Source organism: Phycisphaeraceae bacterium (genome assembly GCA_015709595.1).
Taxonomy (GTDB): domain Bacteria; phylum Planctomycetota; class Phycisphaerae; order Phycisphaerales; family SM1A02; genus CAADGA01.
On record CP054178.1, the window covers coordinates 3743391 to 3768478 of the forward strand.

At 66.6% G+C, this 25088-nt stretch carries 19 protein-coding genes and 2 tRNA genes; 11 read left to right on the forward strand and 10 right to left on the reverse strand.

The features are described from left to right. Positions 1–224: 224 nt before the first annotated feature. The gene (locus tag HRU76_15820) at positions 225–3836 is read right to left on the reverse strand and encodes a homocysteine S-methyltransferase family protein (GenBank protein QOJ18965.1); all 3612 of its coding nucleotides are present in this window, start codon (positions 3834–3836) and stop codon (positions 225–227) included. 224 nt (positions 3837–4060) lie between these two features. On the opposite strand from HRU76_15820, the gene HRU76_15825 reads away from it, so the two are divergent. The 5 genes from HRU76_15825 (at position 4061) to HRU76_15845 (ending at position 9733) form a co-directional block, all read left to right on the forward strand. After that, on the forward strand, positions 4061–4915 hold the full coding sequence (locus HRU76_15825) for a hypothetical protein (protein QOJ18966.1): 855 nt from the start codon (positions 4061–4063) through the stop codon (positions 4913–4915). Positions 4916–5132: 217 nt separating this feature from the next. Beyond that, positions 5133–5206 (forward strand) — tRNA-Val (locus HRU76_15830). A 156-nt stretch (positions 5207–5362) separates the two neighbouring features. After that, positions 5363–6022, forward strand: coding sequence for a YceH family protein (locus HRU76_15835; protein QOJ18967.1), 660 nt, complete (start codon positions 5363–5365; stop codon positions 6020–6022). 138 nt (positions 6023–6160) lie between these two features. Further along, complete coding sequence (pdxA, locus tag HRU76_15840) at positions 6161–7318, forward strand: 4-hydroxythreonine-4-phosphate dehydrogenase PdxA (GenBank protein ID QOJ18968.1); 1158 nt, start codon at positions 6161–6163, stop codon at positions 7316–7318. 777 nt (positions 7319–8095) lie between these two features. After that, a complete protein-coding gene (locus HRU76_15845) occupies positions 8096–9733 on the forward strand; it encodes a glycine--tRNA ligase (GenBank protein QOJ19216.1) in 1638 nt (545 codons plus the stop codon). Positions 9734–9807: 74 nt separating this feature from the next. Here the strand turns inward: HRU76_15845 and HRU76_15850 are convergent. From HRU76_15850 to HRU76_15865, 4 genes are all read right to left on the reverse strand, one after another. Continuing rightward, a tRNA-Ser gene (locus HRU76_15850) sits at positions 9808–9899 on the reverse strand. Between the two features lie 199 nt (positions 9900–10098). Then, a complete protein-coding gene (locus HRU76_15855) occupies positions 10099–10662 on the reverse strand; it encodes an isochorismatase family protein (protein ID QOJ18969.1) in 564 nt (187 codons plus the stop codon). A 118-nt stretch (positions 10663–10780) separates the two neighbouring features. After that, complete coding sequence (locus HRU76_15860; protein ID QOJ18970.1) at positions 10781–12406, reverse strand: serine/threonine-protein phosphatase; 1626 nt, start codon at positions 12404–12406, stop codon at positions 10781–10783. Between the two features lie 94 nt (positions 12407–12500). Then, positions 12501–13940: an adenylosuccinate lyase gene (locus tag HRU76_15865; GenBank protein QOJ18971.1), complete on the reverse strand. Its 1440-nt coding sequence runs from the start codon at positions 13938–13940 to the stop codon at positions 12501–12503. Between the two features lie 165 nt (positions 13941–14105). Between HRU76_15865 and HRU76_15870 the strand changes: the two genes are divergently transcribed. Together HRU76_15870 and HRU76_15875 are read left to right on the forward strand one after the other, a co-directional pair. After that, positions 14106–14816, forward strand: coding sequence for an RNA polymerase sigma factor (locus tag HRU76_15870; GenBank protein ID QOJ18972.1), 711 nt, complete (start codon positions 14106–14108; stop codon positions 14814–14816). 65 nt (positions 14817–14881) lie between these two features. Further along, a complete protein-coding gene (locus HRU76_15875) occupies positions 14882–16135 on the forward strand; it encodes a hypothetical protein (GenBank protein ID QOJ18973.1) in 1254 nt (417 codons plus the stop codon). Positions 16136–16167: 32 nt separating this feature from the next. Here the strand turns inward: HRU76_15875 and HRU76_15880 are convergent, their stop codons facing one another. The 4 genes from HRU76_15880 to HRU76_15895 form a co-directional block, all read right to left on the reverse strand. Then, positions 16168–16896: a prepilin-type N-terminal cleavage/methylation domain-containing protein gene (locus HRU76_15880; protein ID QOJ18974.1), complete on the reverse strand. Its 729-nt coding sequence runs from the start codon at positions 16894–16896 to the stop codon at positions 16168–16170. Beyond that, entirely contained in the window at positions 16893–17387 is a 495-nt protein-coding gene (locus HRU76_15885; protein QOJ18975.1) for a hypothetical protein, read from the reverse strand. The genes HRU76_15880 and HRU76_15885 overlap by 4 nt, the downstream gene beginning before the upstream one ends. Next, entirely contained in the window at positions 17375–18226 is an 852-nt protein-coding gene (locus tag HRU76_15890; protein ID QOJ18976.1) for a hypothetical protein, read from the reverse strand. Before HRU76_15890 ends, HRU76_15885 begins: the two co-directional genes overlap by 13 nt. A gap of 424 nt (positions 18227–18650) precedes the next feature. Next, a complete protein-coding gene (locus HRU76_15895; GenBank protein ID QOJ18977.1) occupies positions 18651–19463 on the reverse strand; it encodes a M55 family metallopeptidase in 813 nt (270 codons plus the stop codon). Positions 19464–19513: 50 nt separating this feature from the next. On the opposite strand from HRU76_15895, the gene HRU76_15900 reads away from it, so the two are divergent. The 3 genes from HRU76_15900 (at position 19514) to HRU76_15910 (ending at position 22800) form a co-directional block, all read left to right on the forward strand. Then, positions 19514–20242: a DUF4190 domain-containing protein gene (locus tag HRU76_15900; protein ID QOJ18978.1), complete on the forward strand. Its 729-nt coding sequence runs from the start codon at positions 19514–19516 to the stop codon at positions 20240–20242. A 9-nt stretch (positions 20243–20251) separates the two neighbouring features. Then, positions 20252–21166, forward strand: coding sequence for an ABC transporter ATP-binding protein (locus tag HRU76_15905; protein QOJ18979.1), 915 nt, complete (start codon positions 20252–20254; stop codon positions 21164–21166). A 197-nt stretch (positions 21167–21363) separates the two neighbouring features. After that, positions 21364–22800, forward strand: coding sequence for a hypothetical protein (locus HRU76_15910; protein ID QOJ18980.1), 1437 nt, complete (start codon positions 21364–21366; stop codon positions 22798–22800). A gap of 18 nt (positions 22801–22818) precedes the next feature. Here the strand turns inward: HRU76_15910 and HRU76_15915 are convergent, their stop codons facing one another. Then, on the reverse strand, positions 22819–23715 hold the full coding sequence (locus HRU76_15915) for a hypothetical protein (GenBank protein ID QOJ18981.1): 897 nt from the start codon (positions 23713–23715) through the stop codon (positions 22819–22821). Positions 23716–23890: 175 nt separating this feature from the next. Between HRU76_15915 and HRU76_15920 the strand changes: the two genes are divergently transcribed. Next, positions 23891–24298 (forward strand): hypothetical protein, encoded by a 408-nt coding sequence (locus tag HRU76_15920; protein ID QOJ18982.1) that lies wholly within the window; start codon positions 23891–23893, stop codon positions 24296–24298. Positions 24299–25088 lie beyond the last annotated feature (790 nt).

Below are 25088 nucleotides of genomic sequence, written 5' to 3' on the forward strand. Positions count from 1 at the left end.
CACGGCTCTATGAGCCGTGCGCCATCTCGGGTGCCACGACTCTGTGAGCCGTGCGCCATCTCGGGTGCCACGGCTCTGTGAGCCGTGCGCACTCACCCAGGCGCTGTTCACAGGCATCTCAAAGAATTGCGGTCACGCCACGACATGATCGCTTGGGTTATCCTCGCCGTTCTCGTGTGCTCGCACGGTCGGCACGGAAGTGGCCCGCGGCGTGCGGACCACGATCACACGTTGAAATACTTCGCCGCCGGGTGGTGCACGATGATGGCGCTGGTGCTCTGCTCCGGGTCGATCTGCCAGTTATCCGTGAGCGTGCAGCCGATGCGCTCCGGCTTGAGCAGGCGGAAGAGTTTCTCCTGGTCGCTCATCTCGGGGCAGGCGGGGTAGCCGAAGGAGTAGCGGCTGCCGCGGTAGTGCTGCGTGAACAGTTCGCGGATGCGGGGCGAGTCGTCCTGCCCGATGCCCAGTTCGGCCCGCATGCGCTTGTGCCACAGTTCGGCGAGGGCCTCGGCGCATTCCACGCCCATGCCGTGCAGGTAGAGGTACTCGGTGTACTCGTTGCGCTCGAAGAGCTGGCGGGCGCGGTGGCTGGCCTCGACGCCCATCGTCACGCAGGAGAAGCCCACCACGTCGCGCTCGCCGCTCTCGACAGGGCGGAAGAAGTCGCTGATGCACAGCCGCTCGCGGGCGGATTGCCGGGGGAAAGTGAATCGCTCGATCTCGCGGGCGTGGTCCTGTGCATCGTAAATGACGAGGTCATCGCCCTCCGCGTTGCAGGGCCACCAGCCGTACACCACCTGGGGGCGGAGGATTTTCTCCTCGCGGCAGATGCGCTGCAACCGCTGGAAGATGGGCTGCACCGTCTCCTCGATCTCGCGCTCGTACTCCTCCGCGGTGCGGCTGCCGCGCTTGAAGCCCCACTGACCGCGGAACAGGGCGACCGTGTTGATGAAGGGGTAGATGTCATCGAGGTCGATGGATTCGACGAGCCGGTCGCCCCAGAAGGGCGGCGTGGGGACGGGCACATCCGTCGCCACCGAAGAGCGCGTCGTCGCGGTCGCCACCCCCCCCACTCCTCCCGCCCCGCCGCCGACCTTGGCGCCGTCGCGGGCGCGCATGGCGGACACTTTCTCTTCAGTCTCGGCCCGCTTGGTGAGCCGGGCTTCGACCTCACGGTCAATCTGCTGTAGGCCGCCCCCGGTCAGCGCCTCGCAGACGCGCAGCCCCTCGAAGGCGTCCTTGCCGTAGTAGAGGGGTCCGTGATACACGCCGCGCAGGTGCGATTCGGCATAGTGGCGCGTGAGCGCGGCCCCGCCCAGCAGCACGGGAATGCGCAGCGACTGGGCGTTCATCTCGCGCAGGTTCTCCTCCATCACGCCCACGCTCTTGACCAGCAGCCCGGACATGCCGACCGCGTCCGCCGCATGCTGGCGGGCGGCTTCGATGATCGAATGGAGCGGCTGCTTGATGCCCAGGTTGATCACGCGATAGCCGTTGTTGGACAGGATGATGTCCACGAGGTTCTTGCCGATGTCATGCACATCCCCCTTCACCGTGGCGAGCACGATGGTGCCCTTGGTGGAGCCGGCCACCTTCTCCATCTTCGGCTCCAGGTACGCCACCGCCATCTTCATCACTTCCGCGCTCTGCAGCACGAAGGGCAGCTGCATCTGGCCCGAGCCGAACAGCTCACCCACGGTCTTCATGCCGTCGAGCAGATGGTCGTTGATGATGGCCAGCGGGGCGTACTTCACCAGCGCGGCGTCGAGGTGGGCGTGCAGGTCGCGCTTCTCGCCGTCGATGATGTGGTCGCGCAGAATCTGCTCGATGGTGCGGTCGGCGCGCTTGACCTCCACCGTGCCGGCCTGGGCGTCCTTGAACAGGTCGATGAAGTGCTGCAGCGGGTCGGCGGTGGCGTGGTCCGGGGTGGCGCGACGGTCGTAGATCAGGTCCAGCGCGGCCTGGCGCTGCCGGTCATCAATGCGGTTGAGCGGCTCGATCTTCGAGGCATGCACGATGGCGCTCGTCATGCCCGCTTCCATCAGCTCATGCAGGAAGACGGAGTTGAGCACCACCCGCGCCGCGGGATGAAGCCCGAAGCTCACGTTGGATAAGCCGCAGGTGATCTGGCACTCCGGGTAGGCCGCGCGGATTCGGCGCGTGCCCTCGATCAGCTCCAGCGCGCTGCGCCGGTCGGACTCCATGCCCGTCGAGATGGGCAGCACCAGCGGGTCAATGAAGAGATCCGCCAGGTCCATGCCGTGGCGGACGGTGGCACGCTCGATGCCTCGCCGGGCGATGGCGAACTTGCGCTCCGCCGTGCGGGCCATGGCGGCTTCCTTGTCCTCGTCAATCGTGCCGATGACGATGGCCGCGCCATAGGTCCTGGCCAGCGAGCACAGCAGGTCGAACTTCTCCTCGCCGTCCTCGAAGTTGGTGGAGTTGATGATGCACTTGCCGGGAGCGTGGCGCAGACCCGCCTCGATGGTGGCGGGCTGGGTGGAGTCGATCATGATCGGGCAGTCCACCTGCCGCACCACGCGCGAGACGATCTCGGCCATGTCGCGGGCGTTGTCGCGCCCCGCGTAGTCAACGTTGATGTCCAGGACATTGGCCCCCTCGCGTTTCTGCTCGCGGGCCAGCGAAATGATCTCGTCCCAGTTCTCCTCCTCGAGCAGCCGCTTGAACTTCTTCGAGCCGGAGGCGTTCATCCGCTCGCCGATGATGAGGAATGAGTTCTCCTGCCGGTACTCCACGGGAGCATACAGCGACGTGACGCATGGAGCGGGCGGCGTGAAATGCACGGGCGGTTCGCCCTTCGCCGGCGCCGTCGCCAGGCGGATCCGCTCGGCATCGTGCGTGAGGCGCACCTCGGTCAACCCGCGGTCAGCGGACGCCCGCTCGCCCACGCGCTCCGCCAACCGCCCGATGTGCTCCGGTTGTGTGCCGCAGCATCCGCCCACGATGTTGACGCCGAAGTGCTCGACGAACCGCGCCAGCGTCTCGGCGAACGGCTCGGCGGAGAGCGGAAATGATGTCCTGCCGTTCACGAGGATCGGCAGCCCCGCGTTGGGAATGACGGAGATGAAGCGATCCCAATTCTTCGCCAGGAACTCGACGTGATCGCCCATCTCCGTGGGGCCGGTGGCGCAGTTCAGCCCCAGCGACATGATGGGATAGGGCCTGAGCGCATGCACCGCCGCGGCGATCTCGGACCCCAACAGCATCGTGCCCGTGGTCTCGATGGTCACGCTGACCATGATGGGGATGTCCAGCGGACCCTTGCCCAACTCGTCCAGCGCCTTCAGACAGGCGTTGATGGCGCACTTGACCTGAAGCAGGTCCTGGCACGTCTCGATGATGAACGCATCCACCCCCCCGTCGATCAGCCCGCGGGCCTGCTCGGCGTAACTGTCGAGCATGCGGTCCCACGTGGTGTGCCCCAGCGTGAGGAGCTTGGTGCCCGGACCGATCGAGCCGATCACGAATCGCGGCTTGTCGGACGTGGCGTAGCGCTCGCAGGCGGCACGGGCGATCTGCGCCGCCTCGCGGTTGATCGCCCGCGTCCACCCGACCACGTCATCGTGAAACTCCGAGAAGACCAGCTTGTTGGCGCCGAAGGTGTCGGTCTCGACCGCATCCGCGCCGACCTGAAGGAATGACTCGTGGAGCGACTGGATCAGGTCCGGGCGGCTGCGGACCAGCAGGTCCACGCAGTTCTCGTGACCGAGGTAATCGCGCTCGATGTCCAGATCCATGTTCTGGATGGTGGCCCCCATCGAGCCGTCGAAGATGAGGACGCGTCGGGCAAGTTCCTGCAGGAAGCGGCTGGCCATGCGCCAAGCATACCACCGGGCGGGCCATCTTTCAACCGTTCATCCGGATGAACGGATGAAAGATGGCCTGGGTCATGCGGCAAAACGACTCCAAGGCGGTACCATCAGGCGACCTCGAAAGGCCGCGATGCGCCTTTCGACCCATCCTCGACACCTACGGACCAAGCAAGGTCCAGCGGCGGGTCGATGTCCGACTTTCGCCGCACCACCTGGAGAACCCGATCATGATGCATGTTCGTTCCGCCCGTCCGCGTCTTGCCGCGGTGGTGTTCGCGTCCGGCCTGCTGGCGGCAGGCGGACTGGCGTCCGCTCAGGACGCCGCCAAACCGGCCGCCGATCTGCCCCCGGGCAAGGAGGTCTTCGACAAGGCCGTCGAGGCCATGGGCGGCAGAAAGAAACTCGACGACATCAAGTCCATCACCTACAAGGTGTCGATGGCGGAGAGCATGGGCCCCGGCGCGCCGGAGTCGATCATCGTCAACGGCCTGCTGCCCGACCAGGTGCACCTCAAGGGCACGTTCGCGGAGGGTGAGACCGCCGTCATGGTGTTCAACGGCAAGCACGCCTGGTCCACCGAGCCGGGCGACGAGGAGCCGACGCTCGACGACCCCGAGCAGATTCAGACCATGATGCCGCTCTTCTGCCCCCAGGTCATGCTGCTGGGCGCGCCCAAGGTCTACAAGACCATGGAGACCACGGAGAAGACCGAGTTCAACGGCAAGGGCTGCTACAAGGTCAAGATGTCCGATGAGAAGGGGGAGCGCACCGCCTCGGTGTTCATCAATGCGGACAACGCCGCCGTGGAGGGCATCGAGATCGTCTTCGACGCCGAGATGGGTCTGTTCGGCCGCGTCACCGTGCTGGAGCGCAAGGAAGTCGACGGCGTGCATCTCATCTCCAAGATGAAGATGCACATGCCCTTCGGCGATGAGACGATGGAGCTTTCCTTCAGCGATTTCACCTTCAACAAGGTGGAGAAGAAACTCTTCGACGTGCCCGAGTCCCTCAAGGAGGAGATCAAGGCCGTGGACGACCTCAAGAAGGGCGGCGGAGAAGGGACCGAGGGCGGCATCAAGTAGTGATGACGCCGCGGGGCCTGCATGACTGACCTCGCACGGCGGCGCCCCGGCGCCGCCGTGTGCGTTTCCGGCGTTCCGGAACGAGTCGAACGCTCCCGGCGCGCCTCAGGCGCTTTCACGGACGTCCGGGCCGCGTCGGCCAGGGCGATCGGCGGCGAACGAGGTGACACCGCGTCGGAGCGGGGTATACTCCTGCCCGGCCTCAACAGGCCCCTTCGGGCGATTAGTTCAGTTGGCTAGAACGCACGGATCACACCCGTGAGGTCACTGGTTCGAGTCCAGTATCGCCCACTTCGACCCCGCGATTCGCGGGGTTTTTCATGGTGCAACGCGCATCGTCGCCGTCACAGGGCGGGCTCGACAACCGTGCGGTGCGGCCGCTTCCCCTGAGTCGTTGAGACGATCAGCGGCTCATTCTTCCGTCCCATTCGCCCATATCATGCCCTCATGACCCCCCTCACTCCCAACGAGTGCCGCGTACTGGGCGTGCTGGTCGAGAAGGCGCAGACCACGCCTGCCCAGTATCCGCTCACGCTCAACGCGCTGGTGGCCGGGTGCAACCAGAAGAACAACCGCGATCCCGTGACTGAGTTGTCCGAGGATGATGTGCTCGAAGCCCTCGACGGGCTCCGGGCCAAGGGGCTGGCGCGCGAAGTGGACATGGCCGGCAGCCGCGTGCCCAAGTATCGCCACGTGGCCCGCGAGGGGTTGTCGGTCGACACCAACCAGCTCGTCGTGCTCACGGAACTCCTGCTGCGCGGGCCGCAGACCGTGGGAGAGATCCGCGGCCGCGCGGGCCGCATGCATCCGCTCGAGTCGGTCGAGGTCGTCGAGAACATTCTCGACTCGCTCATCACGCGCGAGTTTCCGCTGGTCAAGCGGCTCTCGCCCCTGCCCGGCACAAGGGCCGAACGGTTCCAGCAGATGCTCTGCCCGGCGCTGCATCCGGTCCAGGCGGCCGCGCCGAGCGGCGGCGGCGGGCCGGTCGCGCCCGTGCGCCCCGTCACGGACGCCGCGCTGCAGCAGCGCGTCGCCGCGCTCGAGGCGGAGGTCGCGTCGCTTCGCGCCCTGCTCGAGGCCGCGGGGTTCACGTCGGACGCGGTGTGAGGGGCGGGTCGCAAGACGGAACCCGCTCCCTCACGGTCGCGGCTCACAACCCGCGAATCGATCGCGCCGACGACACGATGGCACTGTTTCGCCGCCGCGAATCGCCGGGCGCGCCCCCACGCGCGCCTACGATTGCCCGTGACGCATTCCCGGCCCGACCAACCCGGCCACCGCGCCCCCGTGATCGGCGTCACGATGGGCGATCCCGCCGGAATCGGCCCGGAAATCGTGGTCAAGGCGCTCGCCGACCCCGCCGTACAGTCGCAGGCGCGCTTCGTCATCTACGGGCAGAACGAGGCGCTGGCCTACGCCGCCGACCGGGCCGGGATCGAGCCCTTCTGGTTCCGCGTGCCCCACGATTCCGAGCGCACGCGAAGACCCATCTTCGACCGCGTGGTGGTCTTCGACCATGACGAGTGCGATGGGCCGCCCGCATCCACCGCGCCCGGCCCCTCGCGCACCGGCGGCTTCGCCAGCAAGACCTTCGTCGAGAACGCCATCGCCGACGCCCTGCGCCCCCCCGGCGACCCGCGTCACCTCGACGCCGTGGTCACCGCGCCGATCAGCAAGCAGTCGTGGGCGCTGGCGGGCTTCGACAACTGGCCGGGCCACACCGAGCTCTTCGCCTACCGCACCAAGGCCAAGCGTTCGGGCATGGCGTTCATCTCGCCGCGATTGCGCGTGGCGCTGGCCACGGTGCATCTGCCGTTGATGGAGATCCGCAACGTGCTCACCATCGGGCGCGTGTTCGACGCCATCGACCTGGGCAATGAGCTGTGCCTGGAGCTGGGCATCCGCCAGCCGCGAATCGCCGTGTGCGGCTTGAACCCCCACGCGGGCGAGGGCGGGCTGTTCGGCGACGAGGAGCAGCGCCTCATCACGCCCGCCATCAACGTCGCCCGGCAGGGCGGCATCAACGTGCGCGGGCCCTTCCCGGCGGACACGGTGTTCGCGCAAGCCGTCAGCCATCAGCCCGGAACTCGCAACCCGGAACTCGGAACTTCATCCCCCGGAACTTCCTCCCCTCGCTTCGATCTCGTCGTCGCCATGTATCACGACCAGGGGCTGATCCCCATCAAGCTGCTCGACCGCGATGAGGCCGTCAATGTGACGATGGGGCTGCCCATCGTCCGCACCAGCCCGGACCACGGCACGGCGTTCGACATCGCAGGCAGGAACCTCGCCCACCCCGGCTCGATGAAGGCCGCCATCCGACTGGCCGCCCACCTGGCCCGCGAGCGCCTGGCCCGAGCCGCGGCGGGTCAGGAGCCGGCGCGGAGCGAACCGGCGGCGTGAGTGATCTGATCCAGCGGCGCAGGCGTCCCGCCCGCGAGCGTCGGATCGGGCTCGATGCCCGATCCGGCGATGCCGACGGGCGCTCGCCATCCACGTGCGTCGCTGCTCCCCACCACCGGCATCGGCATCATCCACCCGCCGATCGTGGCCTGATAAAACACGGCAGGCGGGGACGCCCGACCCGCCATCATCCCAGCGTGGCCCGTCGCCACGCCCGCCGGACCGCGCGATTTGATCAAGGCAGCGCGCGCAACGAACAAGGGAACGGCTGCCTTGAACAAGGGAAACCTTCCCTTGAACGGGGGAAACCTTCCCTTGAACGGGGGAGACCTTCCCTTGAACGAGGGAACGAAGGACTTTGACGAGGGAGCGGTTCCCTTGAACGGGGGAACGAGGGACTTTGCAAAGGGAGCGGTGGACCTTGCCAAGGCGCTGAGGGACTTGAACGCGGCGCGCGCTGCCTTGATCGAGGCGCTCGGCGTATCGGACACGGCGCGGACCGCTCCGAACAAGGCGAGCGCCGGCGGCTACCCGGGCGTAAAGGGCCGCGTCGTGCGGGCCTGCGCCATCCCGCTGCGTTCCAGCCGTGTGATTCTCAGACCTCGGCAGATTCCGCGCATCGACCCGGTCCCGTCAGGCACGCGGGACGCCCGGCCCACACTCTCCTACGATCGACGCATGAGTGATTCTCCCGCTGTGTCCTCGTCCGCGTCGAACGCCGCCGCCGCGAACGCCTCCGCTGCGTCATCCGGGGGGGCCGCCGGGGGGGCCAAGAGCATGGATGACCTGATGGCGTTGTGCAAGCGCCGGGGGTTCATCTTCCAGGCGTCGGACATCTACGGCGGCATCAATGGCTTCTGGGACTACGGCCCGCTGGGGGCGCAGCTCAAGAAGAACCTGCGCGAGGCGTGGTGGCAGGACATGATCATGCTGCCCTGCTGGGGCCGCCCCGGCCCAAACGGCGACAAAGTCCGCTGTCTCCCCGTGGAGACGCGCATCATTCAGAACCCCAAGGTGTGGGAGGCATCCGGCCACGTCGCGGGGTTCAATGACCCGATGCAGATGTGCAAGTTCTGCAAGAAACTATGGCGGGCGGATCAGGTCTGGGAACTGCTTCGACAGGCCGACTGGATGACCTCGCTGGCGACGGCGTTTCTGCCGGGACGCAACGATCAGGAACTCGGTGTCAGCGGTGCTGAACTGCGGAGTTGGGCGAAGAAGCGCGGTCCGCGAGTCGCACCCAATCTCGCCGTGGTTCGCAACCCTGAGGTCGTGCTTTCTTTCCTCGCGGAGCGCGTCGAGCGTGGTGAAGCACTCGGATTGATCGACATCATCCGACTGCTCGCGAGCGAGCAGTACAACGCCCATGGTCCGAAGACTCCTTGTCCGAACTGTGGCGGCGAACTCACCGACCCCAAGCCGTTCAACCTCATGTTCGCGACGATCGTCGGAGCGACGGGCGATTGGGAGACAGACAAGGCCTACCTTCGTCCGGAAACGGCTCAGGGTGTCTTCATCAACGCCAAGAACGTCTGGGACACCAATCGCGTGAAGATTCCCTTCGGCATCGGCAACACGGGCACATCCTTCCGCAACGAGGTTACGCCGCGCAACTTCACCTTCCGCTCGCGCGAGTTCGAGCAGGCGGAGCTGGAGTTCTTCTGCCACCCCAGCGAGTCGCAGGATTGGTACGCCTTCTGGCGGGACTTCCGCATGGAGTGGTGGAAGTCCATCGGGCTGGCCAGCGACAACCTGCAGCTGCGCGAGCACGAGCAGGATGAACTTTCGCACTATTCCTGCGGCACGAGCGACATCGAATACCGCTTCCCCTTCACCGCCCCCGGGTTCGGCGAACTGGAAGGCATCGCCCACCGCGGCGACTACGACCTCAGGCAGCATCAGAAGCACAGCGGCGTGAAGCTCGAGTACTTCGACACGGATCGCGGCGAGCTCCTGCCCAACGGCTCGAAGAAGGGCGAGCGGTACCTGCCGCACTGCATCGAGCCGGCGGCGGGGCTGGACCGCGGGGCGCTGGCGATCCTGTGCGAGGCGTACACCAAGGATGAGAGCCGCCCCAGCCCGGAGATCATGAAGTTCCACCCGCGGCTGGCGCCGATCAAGGCGGCGGTCTTCCCGCTGGTCAACAAGGACGGCATGCCAGAAGTGGCCGAGCGGTTGTACGCGGAGTTGATGCAGCGCTTCGGCCGCACGGGCTTCATCGAGACGGACGCCAAGCAGTCGATCGGCAAGCGCTACGCGCGGATGGATGAGGCGGGCTGCCCGTTCTGCTTCACCGTGGATGGCGACACGCTCAAGGATCAGACGGTGACGGTGCGCGACCGCGACACGGGGGCGCAGCAGCGGATCGCGATCGACCAGGCGGCGGGCTTCCTGGCGGAGAAGATCGGCGGCTGACAAGCGGAACCGGGGGCGTCCTCGCCCGGAGTCTCCCCGACCCGCCGGTGCCCGTGGTCTCCAAGCGTCGAAAGCGGACAGGGCGGGATTCGAACCCGCGATACAGGGTGATACCCCGTATAACGGTTTAGCAAACCGTCGCCTTCAGCCGCTCGGCCACCTGTCCGTGTGAAACCCGCCAAAAGCGCACGGGCATCATTGGGGCGCGGGGGGGAAGGGTCAAACGGTGGGCGGAAGGCGTGAGGCGCCGGGCATCCGGCGCGGGACGCCGGACAGGAGCCGATGTGGCCGCACGATCGGGCGACCCGTTCGCCCACGTGACGACCTGGCGGACATGCGCTCCTGTTCTCCTGTTCTCCGCCTCTTCAACGCTCCACGCGCTTGGCCAGTTCCAGGCAGGCGCGGAAGCCCGGGTGACGGGCGTCGTGCAGCAGTTCGTACATCGCGGAGACGACGCCGGTGAGCACCGCGCCGGCCCGGGTCATGCGCTCGAAGGCGGGCGTGATCTGGTCGCGCTGCCCGGCGGAGACGGCGTCGGTGACCACGAACGCCTGCCGTCCCGTGGCCTGCAGGTCGAGCACGGTCTGCAGCACGCACACATGGGCCTCGACGCCCGCCACCAGCACGAACGGGCGTCGCCACTCCGCCAGGCGCTCGTCGACCAGGTCGATCAGCGCGCTGAACTGCGTCTTCTCGATGCGCCACGACGGGTCGGGCATCGCGCCGGCCACCGCGTCCACGGTGCGGCCCAGTCCCTTCACGTACTGCTCCGTCACCATCGCGGGAATGTCGAGTTCGCGGGCCATCTGCAGCAGCAGGGTGCAGTTGGTTTCGACGCGCCCGCGATCGACGATCGAGGGCATCAGCCGCTCCTGCACGTCGATCACGAGGATGGCCGTGGACGGGATGTCGAGCCGGGGAATGGGCATGGCGGGGTGAGAAGTGCTGCGTGCTGCGTGGGTGTCGGTCGTCGATTGTCGGTCGGGCTGATGGATCAAGCCCTCTTCTCTGCCTGATGCCTGATGCCTGATGCCCATTGTCCTCCCCTTAATAACTCACCCGCATCGCCAGCAGGGTCTGATCGCGGGCGGGCGGCGTGCTGCCCTCGTGCTGCCGCAGGACGCGCAGGGCCTGCTCCACACCGTCGGTGGGCGTGCCGCTGCTGCGGCGGAAGCCGTCCTGCAACCGCGTCATGCCCAGCGGCTCGCTCTGCTCGTTGCGGGCGTCCGGGACGCCGATCGAGACGAAGAGCACCGTGTCATCCGGCGCGAGCTGGAAGGACAGCCGGGGAAAGATCGCCTCCGGGTTCTCGCCGAGGGGCGGCACGATCGCGCCGACCGCGCTGGGGCCGAGCGGAGCGGCGGCGGGCGTCGCCTCCAGGCGCGCCGTTTCGATCTCGCCTCGCAGGGGCGGGCGGCGCAGCAGCGCGGCGGGGGCTCCGGCGGAGTGCGAGTAATCCAGCCGCCTTGTCGCCGGGTCGTACAGCGCCAGGAACGCCGCGAAGCGCACCCCCGCGGCGCGCCGGTCGGCCAGGTGGCGGTTGAGCGCGGCGAGCACGTCCGCCGCCCCGAGTTGCTGGTGCGGCAGCGTGGCGATGAGGGCGTCGATCATGGCCAGGTACATCGCCGAGGCGGGACCGTCGGCCTCCACACTGGCGACAAGGAACGCGGAGCGAAGGTCCGCGGCGCCTTCGCCGCCCGCGCGAAGCGGATTGCCATAGGACGAAGCGCCGGTGGGATACGTGCCGGGGTGGCCGATCGGCGCGCCGTAGGCGGGAAAGGGCGGTTCGCCCGCCGCGCCGCCGCCGGCAGATGCGGTCGCCGTTCGCTCCAGTGAATACACGCGGTACAGGTCGGCGGAGCTGGCGATGGACTGTCCCGCGGCGCGGGCGGCGTCCAGCGCCAGGGGCGAGGCCGCCTCGTGGCTCGCCGCCAGTTCCACGCCTCGGATGTCCGGCAACGTCTGCGGCAGCAGCGACGCCCGCACCTGCGCCACGCGCTGGGCCTGGGCGGACTCGCGGGCCATGGCGTCGCGCAACTCGTTGGCGCGGCGCACGCGCTCGACCGCCTCGCCCACCGCACCGCAGCGCAGGGCGAACTCCTCGAGATGCGTGTCCTTGAAGGCGTCCGCGTTCAGAGCCAGCAGCCAGACCCAGCCCGCGATGCGCCCCGCGCGGTGGTACGGCGCGACCAGCGCGGAGCGGTACGTGATGAGCAGATTGCCGAAGACTTCATCATCCTTGATGCTCAGGTCGGAGAACACCGCGGGCTTGCCTGCTGCGATGGTCTCCCCGACGAAGCCGCCTCGACAGACGTCGTCGTCGGGATCCGAGTGCCGAGTTCCGAGTTCCGAGGTTTGTCCGCTGACGGTTGTCGGCTGATGGCTGACGGCTCTTCGCGGCGGCAGCGCCTCTCGCCCGTCGCCCAGCACCAGGTGGGTGGGCCGGTAGTCCGTGCCCTCCTCGCCGACAACTTCGACCACGAGGATTGATTTGCGCCCGTAGAAGTCGCGCGTGGACTGGAAGAACGCGCCCCACGCCTGGGCTTCGGCGCTCGCCGCGCTCAACTGGCTGAAGAGGGCGGCGAGCGCGGGCACGCGCCGATTCTTCGACAGATCGACGGCGACGGTGCTGGATGACGACGCGGCGGACCCGGTTGGCGGGCTGGACGACATGGGCGGCTCCACGGGTAGAGGATAGCCGGACGCCCGCGAATTGTGTTGGGTGGGGAAAGGACGGTCGCGCCACCCATGCAGCCACCCGCACCGCCTACACCCGCAACTCCGCCTTCGCCCCCAGGTTCTCGCGGTACCGCACCCGGATCGGCTCGACCACCTCGCGGATGAACGCATCCACCTGCGACGAGGCGCGGCCGATGTAGGCGTATGGGTCCATCACCGTGTTCAGATCGACGCTCGCGAACATCGGCTCGGCTCGCAGGCGGTCGAGCAGGTCGTTGCCCTCGCCTTCGCGCTTTACGCGCTCGGCGGCGGCTTGGGCGTGTCTCCGGATCACCTCATGCGCCGCCTGCCGGTCGGCCCCCTGCTTGACCGCCGCCATCATCAGGTTCTCGCTGGCCATGAAGGGCAGTTCGGCCATCAGGTTGGCGCGGATGGTCGCCTCATACACCACCAGCCCGGCGCTGACGTTGTGCAGGATGTCCAGCGTGCCATCCAGCGCCAGAAACGCCTCGGGCAGCGTCAGCCGCCGGTTGGCGGAGTCATCCAGCGTGCGCTCCAGCCACTGCACGGCGGCGGTGTTCAGCGGGTTCTGCGCCAGCGACATCACGAATCGAGCCAGCGAGCACGCCCGCTCGCAGCGCATCGGGTTGCGCTTGTAGGGCATGGCGCTCGACCCGACCTGGTGCCTCTCGAAGGGCTCCTCGATCTCCTTGCGGTTGGCCAGCAGGCGGATGTCGGTGGCCATGCGATGGGCCGCGGCGGCCGCAACGGACAGCGCGTTGATGATGCGGGCATCCACCACCCGCGGATACGTCTGGCCCGTCACGGCATAGCGGCGGTCGGCGGGCCATCCCAGTTTCTCGCAGAACAGACGATCGAGTTGCTCCACCTTCGATTCATCGCCGTCAAAGAGCGCCAGGAATGACGCCTGCGTACCAGTCGCACCTTTGACGCCACGAAAGCGGAGCGAATGCAGTTCATGCTCCACCCCTTCGAGCGCCAGCACCAAGTCCTGCGCCCAGAGCGTGGCCCGTTTGCCCACGGTCACCGGCTGGGCGGGCTGATAGTGCGTGAAGCCCAGCGTGGGCAGCGCGCGGTGCTTCGCCGCGAAGGAGCCGAGGGCGTCGATCACTCGCGCCAGTTTGGCCGCGATCAGCCCCAGCGCCTCGCGCAGCTGGAGCAGTTCGGTGTTGCAGTTGACATCCTGGCTGGTCGCCCCCCAATGGATGATGGGCCGGGCCTTCGGCGCCAGATCGCCCAGCGCATGCACGTGGGCCATCACGTCGTGGCGGAGTTCGCGCTCGTACTTCGCCGCCCGTTCATAGTCGATCTCGTGGGCGTGCGCGATCAGTTCGTCGATCTGGTCATCGGTGATCGGCAGTCCGAGCTGCTTCTGGGCCTCGGCCAGGGCGATCCAGATCCGTCGCCACGTGGTGAACTTGCGCCGATCCGACCAGATCGCCTGCATCTCGGGCGAGGCGTAGCGGCCCTCAAGCGGTGAGTGATAGGTCTGGTCGGAGGTGGTCATGCGACGATGAGCAAGCGGTACAAAGGAGAGCCTGAATCCGGCCGACAGCATGTCGGGCCGGGCAGGGGCGCCGCCCGCGGCGCCTACGCTCAAGGGACGAGGCCATCGTACACACCAGCCCGGCGCACATCACCCCCTGCTCCTCCCACCACCCCGGCATCACGCGTGAGTGAAGGCGGACCCATCCCGAAGCGCGATCAGCCCACGCGGTCGGATGCCTCATCCACCTCGGGCGGCGGCCCGCTGCTCACCCCCCTGCGGGAACTCCAGCTCGTCGAGGCCTACCGCGCAGGCGACCCCGAGGCCATCGGAACCCTGCTGCGGGCGTATCAGCGGCGGATGTTCTCCGTGTGTTATCGGATGTTGCGAAACGACGAGGAGGCCCGCGACCTGACCCAGGAGGCCATGGTGAAGGTGCTGGAGGGCTTGCCCTCCTTCGATGCCCGCGCCCGTCTGAGTACGTGGATCATCCGCGTCACCATGAACTGCTGCCTGAGCTATCTGCGTAAGCGGAAACTGCGGCGGCACGCCAGTATCGACGCCCCCCCGGCCAGCGTGGGCCCGGGGATGCGGGAGGGCAGCCAGCCCCTCGGGGGTTCAGGAATGCTGGTTGATCCTGGGGAACCCGGGCCGGACCGCCGCGTCGAACTGGGCGAGCAACGGGAAGCCCTCATGCGGGGTCTGGACGTCCTGGACCCCCAGATGCGGGCCATTCTGATCCTCCGGGACATGCACGATCTGGACTATCTCCAGATCGCGGAGGTGCTCGACAAGCCGGTTGGGACGATCAAGTCCCGCCTGTTCCGGGCGCGCCTGGCGTTGCGTCAGGCGATGGAAGGTAAGCCGCCCGAGGCGCCGACGGATGACGCGGACTGACGGGCCGGTTTGCAGGATGGCGCAGGGGAACTGACGACACGACGTATTCCGGTGGATGGAAGACCATGTTCGAGCGAATCGACGAATCTGAACTGCTGGGGTGGATCGAGGATGAGCTGCCCGCCGACCGCGCCGCCGCGGTTCGCGCGGCGCTGGCGGCCTCGCCCGAGGCGCTGGCTCATGCGGAGCGGCTGCGGCGCGACCGCGTCCTGATGCAGTCGATCGGCGAGGCCCCGCTGCCCGTCGATCTGGTGGCGGAACTGGAGCCCCTGCTCGCCAAACCGATGCTGCTGGAGACGGGGGCGGCGTTCGCCTCACCCGGCACGTATCGGGCGCGGCATCGTCGGGCGGGCATCCGTCGCGCCTCCCGCATGTTGCTCGCAGCGGGCTTCACCCTGGCGCTGACGGCGGGATTGATCGGCTTCATCCTGCGGAGCGGTCTGCTGACCACGCCCGCGGATGACGCTTCGGACGGAACCATCGCGCGGAACGACGAGACCTCGCCGCCTGGAACCGGCGGCGATCTCGCTCCGCCCGCGCTGGAGGGCCGCCTCGCCTCGGGCGATGTGCATCACTGGGATGCGCTGCCGGACATCACGCTGGCGGCTCGCGGCGGTTTCACGCCGCCCGCGCCGGGCGCGGTCAATTCCGACCTGACGCTCACGCTCGCCTCCGGGGCCAGGGCGATTGAGTCGCGATTCGCGCTGGTGATCGCGAATTCACGCGAGCGCCAGCAGGTCATCGACCGCATGAAGGAAATGGTCGCTGAGGTCGGCGACGCGGCCTTCGTGCGCAACTTCACCTACGACGAGGCCGCCCGTGCGTGGAATGACCTGGTCGCCTCCGCCCGGCTGGCGGATCGTGAGCGATGGCGGACCGCGATGAGCCGCCGCGGCGCGGAAGGCCAGTTTGACGTTGGGCTGAAGCGTGACATCCGCCACGTGGCCCAGCATGTCACCACCACGCTGGGCGAGCACCTGGCCGGTCGCCCGGATCTGGCCGCCCCGCCTGATGAACAGCTGCGCCTGGTGGACGCGGGCGCGTCGATGGCCCTTACGCTGCCCGCGACGGACCTGATCGACTTCCTCGTGGAGATCGACCGCGCGTTCGGCCGGGTTGTGACGCTGCAGCCGGTGGTCGGAATGGCGGATTCCGGCGGCTCATCGTCCGGCGCGGCCCCCACGCCGCCCGGCAACACTGCGGTGGACGAATGGACCCGCTGGCGCCAGTGGCGCGAGGCCATCGACACATTCCAGCGCCAGATCGCGGCGGACGAGTCGCTCATGATCGTACTGCCGGTGGCGGGAAACCATCGCTGAAGCGGAACGCCCGTCATCTCACGGCGTGCTGATCAATAGTCTATTCCAAGCACTCCATTTCGAGTGAGGAGACCTGGAGCTCTGTTGTTCAGCTTGAAGGGCGAAAGCGGATCGGGCGTGATGCTCCCCGACATGTTTCTCTGTTCTTTTCTGGTGGAGCCGTCGACGAAACCGATGATCACGCTGTTTTCCGCGTACAGCGTTGGGTTGAAGTACGCGAACAGGACTTTCCGAGGCGGATGCCGAACCATCGAAACGCGGGTTGACTGAACGTACCTCGCTTCGTGCGGCCCGCCGTCCTTCCAGAATGCCGGAGATGCGATAAAGGAGTGCGAATACACGATGCCGGTGACATAGAGGTTTTCGGGGGTTTCCCGGTCCGGATGGTGTGTCTGATAAAACGCCGGGCCGCTCGGCGTATCCATGGGCCCCGCAAGGTACTTCACGAGCGCGGAGACATACAAGCTCTGGTGCTGCATGAAGAACTGATGCCCCCCCGGCAGACCCGAGGACTGATGGAACCCGTTGATCCAGATTCCCGCCTCGGGGTTTCCAGGCACGCCGAAGAATGGATACGTCAGTCCGTGATCATGCGTGTAGAGCGTCACCGCGCCATGCATCTGGCGAATGGCTGACAGAGATTGGATGTCCTCGGCGGAGTTCTTGGTTCGACGAAGGGCCGGGAGCAGCATCGCAATCAGGACCGCCAGAATCAGAAGCACGACCAGCACTTCAACAAACGTAAACGCTCGATTTCTCATGACCGCGCCTCCTGACAATCCATTGCTGACGATGCGGCTGCGCCGCCCTTGTAAAAAGCCAGAACAACGAGCAGGATTGCGAGCCCCGCGTTCATCCCGATGATCCGATTCATGTCCGCGGTCGCGCCGCGGATCATACTCATGAGCGTACCGCATCCACACTGACCGCTGAGCGGGGACTTCGCCAGAGCGACGATGTACGCGGTGAACAGCGCCAGCAGTACCACCCCAGCCATTGGCGCAATCCGTCGAGGCCAATCGGTGATCAGACATACTCCAACCGCACCTTCGATGAACAGAACCAACGTTGCGATGGTCACCGGCCCAGGCATTCGCTCCGTTCCCAGCAAGTACATGATGCCGGCTACAGCGGGGCGTACGTTTGCGGCACTCTCCACCGACGCCGTCAGAAACACGACACCGACCGCCATTCGCGCCAAGGATACCGCGCACTTCACCAGCGCGGAACCACTGTGGTTCAGAGATGCCAAGGCCACAGGTTCTCCTCCGGAGGAAAGTTGGTCATCGTCACCTGAGTCAAGTCCCATCGGCTCTCAGCGGCACGGTGGATGCATGTGAACAGGAGAGGGCGTTTCAGGCCGTTGGCGAACTCGAAGACGACTCCAACGGTGACGGCGATCGAAGGAAGGTTCGGCGGATTGTTCGGCTCAAACCAGCGAAACGCCGACATGGCGATGCCTCCGTACCACGCCTCATCGCCAATACCGACAGTGAGCATCGGACGCGCGGTGACACCTGGGTCATCAATGAACCATCGACACGCCAGACCCGGCGGCGCCGCCGCCATGCCGATCGCTCGGTTCGCCCCGCGATTGGCGCGCCGGGTGATTGACCACATCACGTCATAGAGCTCCTCGATCGGCCTGGTGAGATCCAGATCATCGGGACTCGCCTCGTCGATATACCGCAACATGGTCTGCAGATCCCTGAGTCGGCCATTCGTCCTCATGGCGTCACGTCGAATGACGGCACCCGTCGCCGATCGCCACGCACGGTATCGACTCGGATCTGTCTCTCCGTAGTAAAGCCAGATCGCGTCGGTCAGAAACTCGATCAACGATGCGCGGAGCCCCGCGGTCTCCAGCAACGACGGATCCTCGACCAACATTGTTTCCAGGCACCGTTGGACTGAATCCCGGCTCTCCAGCAATGCGAACTGGATGTCACCCATCACGTCGCGGGTCCGCTCAAACTTCGCCTCCGCGGGATCCGCCTCCTGCCTCGGCCAGACTTGAGGCACGATCAACACCGCGATGACCGTGCAGGTGAGCAGCACAAGCACAATGGAGACAATATGCCGTCCAGTCATGTGAATGGTTCTGCTTATTCATGCAGGCAGGTCGGCTGCCTCTGGCTCCACGTCGCACAGTTCGGATATCCATCCGGCAGCTCGCGGCAACGATAGATCCCCGCCGTCGAGCAGCAGCAGCAGACCACGTTTGATGGGCATCCTGATTCACACCCCTCTTGAGTCGAGTGGCATTGACTCACCCCCGACCCTGGCCCACCCTGCGCCAGAACGACAGCAGCGAACACGAGTGATGAAACCACGACAGCGACCTGCAAGACCAGCTTCATTGTTGTGACTCCCACATGGCGAACCGTGTGTGATAACGTGGTAGGATACACGAGCACTGAGGACAAAATTTGCAAAAAAAAAAATGCGCCGCCATCTGCTGGTTCTTGGCGCGCGGCTTGCTGGTCGCGCGTTCACAAGTGACATATCCGACTTTTCACCACCCCCACACCCGGTTCCACGCCTCCATCCAGTCCGCGCCGCGGCTGACCACCTTGAGCGGCTCGATGATCTCCACGCCCGCGCGGCCGCGAAACGGCGCCGCCTTGTCCACCGTTTCCAGCTCGATCGTGATCGTCGTGGGCTTGGCGGGCACGTAGGGCTTGAGCCGCACGAGGTTCCGCAAGGATTCCTTCGCGCCGATCTGGATCATCTGCCGGGCGCGAGCGGGGGGAATCTGCCGCGCGCTGTAGCGCGACAGCCCTTTCTTCACCTGCACCGCGGCAAAGCCCTCGCCGAGGTACTCTCGCGACTCGCGGATGGTGGCCTCATCGCCGGTGACCAGCGCGATGGGGCAGCCGTAGTGACCGCAGACGGCGGCGTTGACGCCGACCTCGCCCACCAGGTCGTCGTTGAACCACAGGTTGCGCCAGGTGACGGTGGAGATGGTGTGGCACAGCACGCCGTCGGGGGTGCCCGCGCGGGCGTGCATGCCCACGAGCAGGCAGGCGTCGCAGCCCTTTTCGAGCAGTTCGGTGTAGCGGCCCCACGTGTGGTGGGCCACCCACTCGCAGTCGGGATCGAGCAGCTCGGGGATGAAGGAGTTGAACGACCAGTCGCCTCCCGCGCCGTGGCAATCGACGGCGACGATCTCGGTCGCCCCGGCGGCCCGTGCCCCGCGGATGGCGGCGTTGACCTCTTCGGTGTACAGCCGGCGGGATTCCTCGAACATGGGGCTGCCGCCCTTTACCTGCTCCCACGTGACGATGCCGGAGACGCCTTCCATGTCGGCCATGATGAGGATGCGCATGACACGCATCGTACCGGATGCGCTGGCGGAAGGGCTGGCGCGTCCGTAGGATGTCCACCACTCGAGGTGAACGCATGTCGGACTACAACCCGTACCAGCAGCCAACCCAGCACCAGTACGCGCCCGGCATGGGCGGCGCCCCGGTCATGCCGCCCCGCGTGAGCGGGCTGGCGATCGGCTCGCTGATCTGCTCGCTCATCTTCTGCTGCCCGGCGACCACGGTGATCGGTCCCCTGCTGGGATTGATGGCCTTTCTGTCGATCAGCGCCCGCCCGATGGAGCGGCGCGGCAAGGGGCTGGCCGTGGCGGGCATCCTGATCGGCGTGTTGGCCACCACCGGGCAGGTCATGCTCACGTTGTGGATGATCAACGAGGCGGAGAAGACGGACCAGTACCTGCGCAACGCGCCCGGGACGATGCTGACAGCGGGGTACGCGGGAGACGTGACCACCTTCCGAGCCGACGCGGCCGGGTCGCTGGCCGCCGTCACCGATGACGAGATCAAGACGTTCTTCGAGGAACTCCGCACCCGCTATGGAGACTTCGTCTCCGCCACATACGACGAGGAGGCCTACTTCAACTCCATTACCGGCGTGCAGGATCTCATCAACCCGGTGCAGCAGCATCCATTCAAACTCAGGTTCAGCGGTGGCGAGGTGACGGCGGAGTTCGGCATCGCCAAGTCCGACCCGCGCACCGGCCGCATGTACTGGGGCATGGTCCGCGTGGTCAACATCACCATCCGCGACCCGGATCGCGGTGACATCACCCTGCCGTAGAACTCCGCCATGGCCTCGCGACGCACCGAAAACCAGGGAGAGCCGGTCATCCGCGTCGAGAACGTCGTCAAGCGGTTCGACGAGCAGACGGTGCTCGACGGTGTGTCATTCGACGTGTATCGCGGCGAGACCATGGTCATCATGGGAGGGTCCGGATCGGGCAAGAGCACCCTGCTGCGGCTGATGATCGGCTCGCTCCAGCCCGATGGAGGGCGCATCCTGCTGTTTGGTCAGGATCTGTCCACGCTCTCGGAGCACGGGCTGGACGAACTGCGGCGACGGTTCGGCATCCTGTTCCAGTCCGGCGCGCTCTTCCAGTCCATGACCATCGGCGAGAACGTGGCCCTGCCTCTGCAGGAGCACACCATGCTGGATCAGAACATCATCGACATCCAGGTGAAGATCTACCTGAACCAGGTCGGGCTGTACGAGCATGCCGACAAGTACCCGGCGCAGATTTCCGGCGGCATGAAGAAACGCGCCGGGCTGGCCCGCGCCCTGGCGCTCGACCCCGAAATCGTGTTCTACGACGAACCCTCGGCCGGACTGGACCCCGTCACCAGCGCCGAGATCGACCAGCTCATCATCGACGTGACCAAGAAGCTCGACAAGACCAGCGTGGTGGTGACGCATGAGATGGACTCCGCCTTCCGCATCGCCGACCGCATGGCCATGCTCGACCGCGGTCGCATGCTGATGGTGGACACGCGCGACGCCTTCGCCCGCCTGCGCGACGTACCCGAATCGCAGGCCGCGTCGCTGTCGGCGAAGGAGCGGCTGATCCGCCAGTTCCTGCGCGGCGACCCGCACGGACCCATCACGGAACGCCGCGAGCTGACCAACTTCGCCGAGGAACTGCTTGGCCGCGAGGAGACGACCATCACACGAGCCCCCGCCGTCGAGCCGACGCGCGTACCGATGTAGGGATGGCGTCAGGCATTGACACTCGGCATTGGGTAGGAGACGAAAGGCGGTGGGCATGCAGGTGAGCCGAAGCACGTGACGGGAGTCAGGATCAGGAACCCAACGCCATCAGCCAGATGCCGGAATCGACCACCGAGAACCAATCACCGACGACCCGCTGAGCACCCAGCACTCCACCCCTCCCCCCGGAGGCCGCCATGCCGACGATCCAGGAACGACATCGCAACAACGTCAAAGCGGGCATCTTCGTCACCGTGTCGATCATCCTGGCGATGGCGGTGGTGGCGACGCTGAAGAACGCGTGGGATTCCCTGTTCGTGCCGCGTCATCGGTACGCCGTGACGTTTCCCGTGGCCTCGGGCGTGCAGTCGCTCAAACCGGGTTCGGTGGTGCGTGTGGGTGGCATGGACATGGGCCGCGTCACGCGCGTGGTGCTGTACGACCTGCTGGACGGCGATCGCCCCCTGCCATTGCCGCCGTCCTCAACGGGGTCGGACAGCGCATCGTCCACGAAAGCGGACGCTGATCCGGCGCCGCCGAAGCCCTACTCCACGATCGTGGTCTTCTTCGAGATCGACCCCAACGTGCCGCTCTACTCCAACGCGCAGGCGTTCGTGAAGACCGCCCTGATCGGCGCCGACGCATGGATCGAGATCATGAACGTGGGCCACGCGCGCTCCGACGACCCCGACGACCCGCCCGGACGGGCGCTGGCGCCGAACGATCTGTCCGTCGCCCTTGTGGGACAGGAGGGCGGGACGCTGCTGGCATCCGTGCTCGGCCCCACCGGCGCCGACAAGACCAACGCCATCATTGACGACATCAAGAACTTCACCCCCGCGCTGGCCAAGTTCGGGGGGCACTACGACGAGAAGATCGTGCCCATGTTCGACGACGCCGGCGCCGGAATCGCGGAGTTCCGGGCCCTCGCCGAGCGCCTCAACGTTGACTGGGCTCGCTGGGCCTTCACCGTGGACGACACGCTGCAGAACGTGCTGCTGGCCTCGGGGCGGCTCGACCTGCTGATCGAGGACGGACGGCTGTTCATGGCCGACGCCAGGGGGGTCGCCGCCTCAGCCAGGGGAGTCATTGATGATAACCGACCCGACATGGACGCCATGATCCGCAACCTGGCCACCGCCAGCGGCGACGTGCAGCAGCTGGCCCATCGGCTCGCCTCGGGCACCATCGACAAGGTGGACGCCTTCCTCGATCGCGGGCGTGACGGCATGGATTCCTTCTCCCGCGTGGCGGCGAAACTGGAACTCGAGTTCGACGCCCTCGCCCCGGTGCTGCAGGACTCGATGGCGTCATTCAACAACGCGGCCACGCAGCTTTCGCTGGCCACCGCCGAAATCCGCAGCAGCCCGTGGCGACTGCTCTACCGGCCCAACGAGAAGGAGCTGGACCACGAGAACCTCTACTTCGCCGCCACCAAGTTCATGCTCGCGGTGTCGGAACTCAAGGTGGCTTCGCAGTCGGTGGACCGGGCCATCGCCAACCACCGGGCCTATCTGGCCGAACATCCCGCCGAACTGGAGGAACTGCAGAAGTCCCTCGCCCGCAGCATGACCAACTATGTCACGGCGCAGGAGCGGCTGCTGTCGATTCTCAACCAGGGCGGGAGACCATAGCGAGCGGAGCATGCCGCGTCACGACTGATCGCGCATGCCGGGGTCGAATGACGGGTCAGCCATGTGCCGGTAGATAAGCGCCATCCACCGCGAATAGAACGCGAAGTTGAGATCCTCCCGCTCCAGACGGCTGCCGCGCAGGGCGAGAGAGCCCGCCTGACTGGGCGGTTTCCAGAGCGAGTAGAACGGGTCCACCACCGCGTGGGGTGCGACGTGGGCGATCAGTTCGCACAACGCATCGGTGTTGAACTTGTCGCCTTGCCCGCGTGAGTCGCCGAGCACCCCGAAGGCGAACTTGTCCGCGTCGATCTGAAAGACCATCCCCTGCCGCACGTGGATGTCGAGCTTGTTGGAGACGCGCACGGCGGACTCGCGCCTGGCGGAGCCCGCGGAACCGCCGACCACGCCGTACTCAGCCGCAAACGCCGCCGCCATGCCGTACGAACCCAGGCCGCCCCACGCGCCGCCGGCGGGCATGTGCCCCATGCGTCCGAGTGATTCCAGCATGGGCGAGGCCGTCGGCGTCGCCTTGCGCTCGCTGAGCTGCGCCCGCACGATCACGTCGATGTCGGCGAAGTGAAGCCGCGTCATCGGCCCGCGCCACAGGTCCACGGCGAAACCGTCGCCATCCAGCCGCATGTCCCTGATCTTGAGCGTCTGCCCGAGGGCTTCGAGATCGGCCAGCGACGGGCCGATCGCATCGCCTCCGTGGCGACGGATGGCCTTGACCGCGCGGCGGGCGGCGTCGGCGGGGTGCCAGCCCACGACGCCGGGAAGGGTCTGCCCCGCGCGCAGACGCTGGGTCTCGAAGTCCGATCCCAGCGCGTCAGCGAGAATCAGCGCATGATCGTCGCGCGTGGTGCCCCGTGGCCACGCGATCACGCTCACGAACCTGTGCTGGCGGGATGGTCGCATGACCGCCTTCTCCGAGAGCCCGGCGCGCCGGGGGAAGCCCCGTCACGATCACAGCATACCGGCTGCGGAGAACATCACACGTCCGAATCACGGCGAACCCGGACACGTCGCTCCCTGCCGGCGCGGCGAGGCGCGCTTGGTTGCCCTTTCTCCCGCCCCTCGTCACAATGGCCCCATGCGAACGCGACACCTGCTCGTCGGCTGGCTGGCCCTCGCGGCGTTCATCGCCACGGGCATCTACATGGCGGCCACATTCCCCGCGCCGGCGCTGGATGACATGGGTCGCCGCATCATGTATCGATCGGCTCACGTCTACATCATCTTCGCAGGATTGCTGAACCTGCTGATCGCCGCGTGGTGGACGGATGAGGGAGATCATCCACCTCGACACCGGCTGCGAGTGATCGGATCATGGCTGATGCTGGCCGCGCCCGCGGTGTTCCTGGCGGCGTTTTTCTTTGAACCTCCCCGCCAGTGGTTCATGCGTCCCATCTCGCTCGCCGGGCTGGCGGCATGCATGGCGGGCGTGTTCATGCACCTGCGGGCATCCAAGAGGGACCGCCACGCCGGGGCAGCACGGTGAACAAACCAATCCTGGCGACCGCATCGACGCCGCGCCCGCCCTTGGCCTGCTCCGGGCCGGGGTCTACCCTTGCGTCTGCCCGAAACTCCCGGAATCGACCGACCATGAACACCCTTCGCACGCTGTTGGCGCTGACCCTGACGCTGACCGTGACCACCACCGCCGCGGCTCGACAAGACCCCCCCACGACGCCGCCGGTCACGCCTCCCACGCCCCCCACGGGGGAATCAGGCAGTCCGCCCGCGGATGGCGCCTCCGTCGTGCCCGAGACCTTTGACTCGCTGCAGAAGTCCTTCGATGAACTGCGTGACAAGATCCGCAAGGGCGAAGTGACGCCGGTCGCGGGGCGGACGCAGATTCTCGATCTCCGAAGGCAGGTGTCGTCCTTCAACGCGCTGCGAACGCCGACTGAGAAGTCGCTCGCGGTCGAACTGCAGCTCATCACCTGGGCCAACGAGTTCGGGCAGCCGCAGGATGACCTCTTCGGTCGCTTCGACAAGATCGACCCCCAGCATCCGGGTCTGCGCGTCCACTGGGCGGAATACCTCAAGCGCAAGTACCAGTACACGCGAGCGGTCGAAGTGCTCGACGCCGTGGACATCGACCTGAAGTCGTTCCCCCAGGCCGCCGTCGTTCGTGCCGAATGCCTGCTGCCCGACAACGGCTTCGACCAGGCGGAGCAGACCCTCGCGTCGATTCCAGAGGGCGCCGACCCGCGGGGCCTGCTCTTCGACCGCATCGACACCATCAGGCGGCAGATCGACGACGTTCGCACGAAGTGGGAGGAGGA

Coding starts and splice junctions, on each gene's coding strand:
- HRU76_15845 (QOJ19216.1), top strand. CDS start 8,096: ATGGATGACCTGATGGCGTTGTGCAAGCGCCGGGGGTTCATCTTCCAG.
- HRU76_15880 (QOJ18974.1), bottom strand. CDS start 16,896: ATGAGAAATCGAGCGTTTACGTTTGTTGAAGTGCTGGTCGTGCTTCTG.
- HRU76_15835 (QOJ18967.1), top strand. CDS start 5,363: ATGACCCCCCTCACTCCCAACGAGTGCCGCGTACTGGGCGTGCTGGTC.
- HRU76_15820 (QOJ18965.1), bottom strand. CDS start 3,836: ATGGCCAGCCGCTTCCTGCAGGAACTTGCCCGACGCGTCCTCATCTTC.
- HRU76_15895 (QOJ18977.1), bottom strand. CDS start 19,463: ATGCGCATCCTCATCATGGCCGACATGGAAGGCGTCTCCGGCATCGTC.
- HRU76_15865 (QOJ18971.1), bottom strand. CDS start 13,940: ATGACCACCTCCGACCAGACCTATCACTCACCGCTTGAGGGCCGCTAC.
- HRU76_15915 (QOJ18981.1), bottom strand. CDS start 23,715: ATGCGACCATCCCGCCAGCACAGGTTCGTGAGCGTGATCGCGTGGCCA.
- HRU76_15890 (QOJ18976.1), bottom strand. CDS start 18,226: ATGACTGGACGGCATATTGTCTCCATTGTGCTTGTGCTGCTCACCTGC.
- HRU76_15920 (QOJ18982.1), top strand. CDS start 23,891: ATGCGAACGCGACACCTGCTCGTCGGCTGGCTGGCCCTCGCGGCGTTC.
- HRU76_15860 (QOJ18970.1), bottom strand. CDS start 12,406: ATGTCGTCCAGCCCGCCAACCGGGTCCGCCGCGTCGTCATCCAGCACC.
- HRU76_15900 (QOJ18978.1), top strand. CDS start 19,514: ATGTCCACCACTCGAGGTGAACGCATGTCGGACTACAACCCGTACCAG.
- HRU76_15910 (QOJ18980.1), top strand. CDS start 21,364: ATGCCGACGATCCAGGAACGACATCGCAACAACGTCAAAGCGGGCATC.
- HRU76_15825 (QOJ18966.1), top strand. CDS start 4,061: ATGATGCATGTTCGTTCCGCCCGTCCGCGTCTTGCCGCGGTGGTGTTC.
- HRU76_15905 (QOJ18979.1), top strand. CDS start 20,252: ATGGCCTCGCGACGCACCGAAAACCAGGGAGAGCCGGTCATCCGCGTC.
- HRU76_15855 (QOJ18969.1), bottom strand. CDS start 10,662: ATGCCCATTCCCCGGCTCGACATCCCGTCCACGGCCATCCTCGTGATC.
- HRU76_15875 (QOJ18973.1), top strand. CDS start 14,882: ATGTTCGAGCGAATCGACGAATCTGAACTGCTGGGGTGGATCGAGGAT.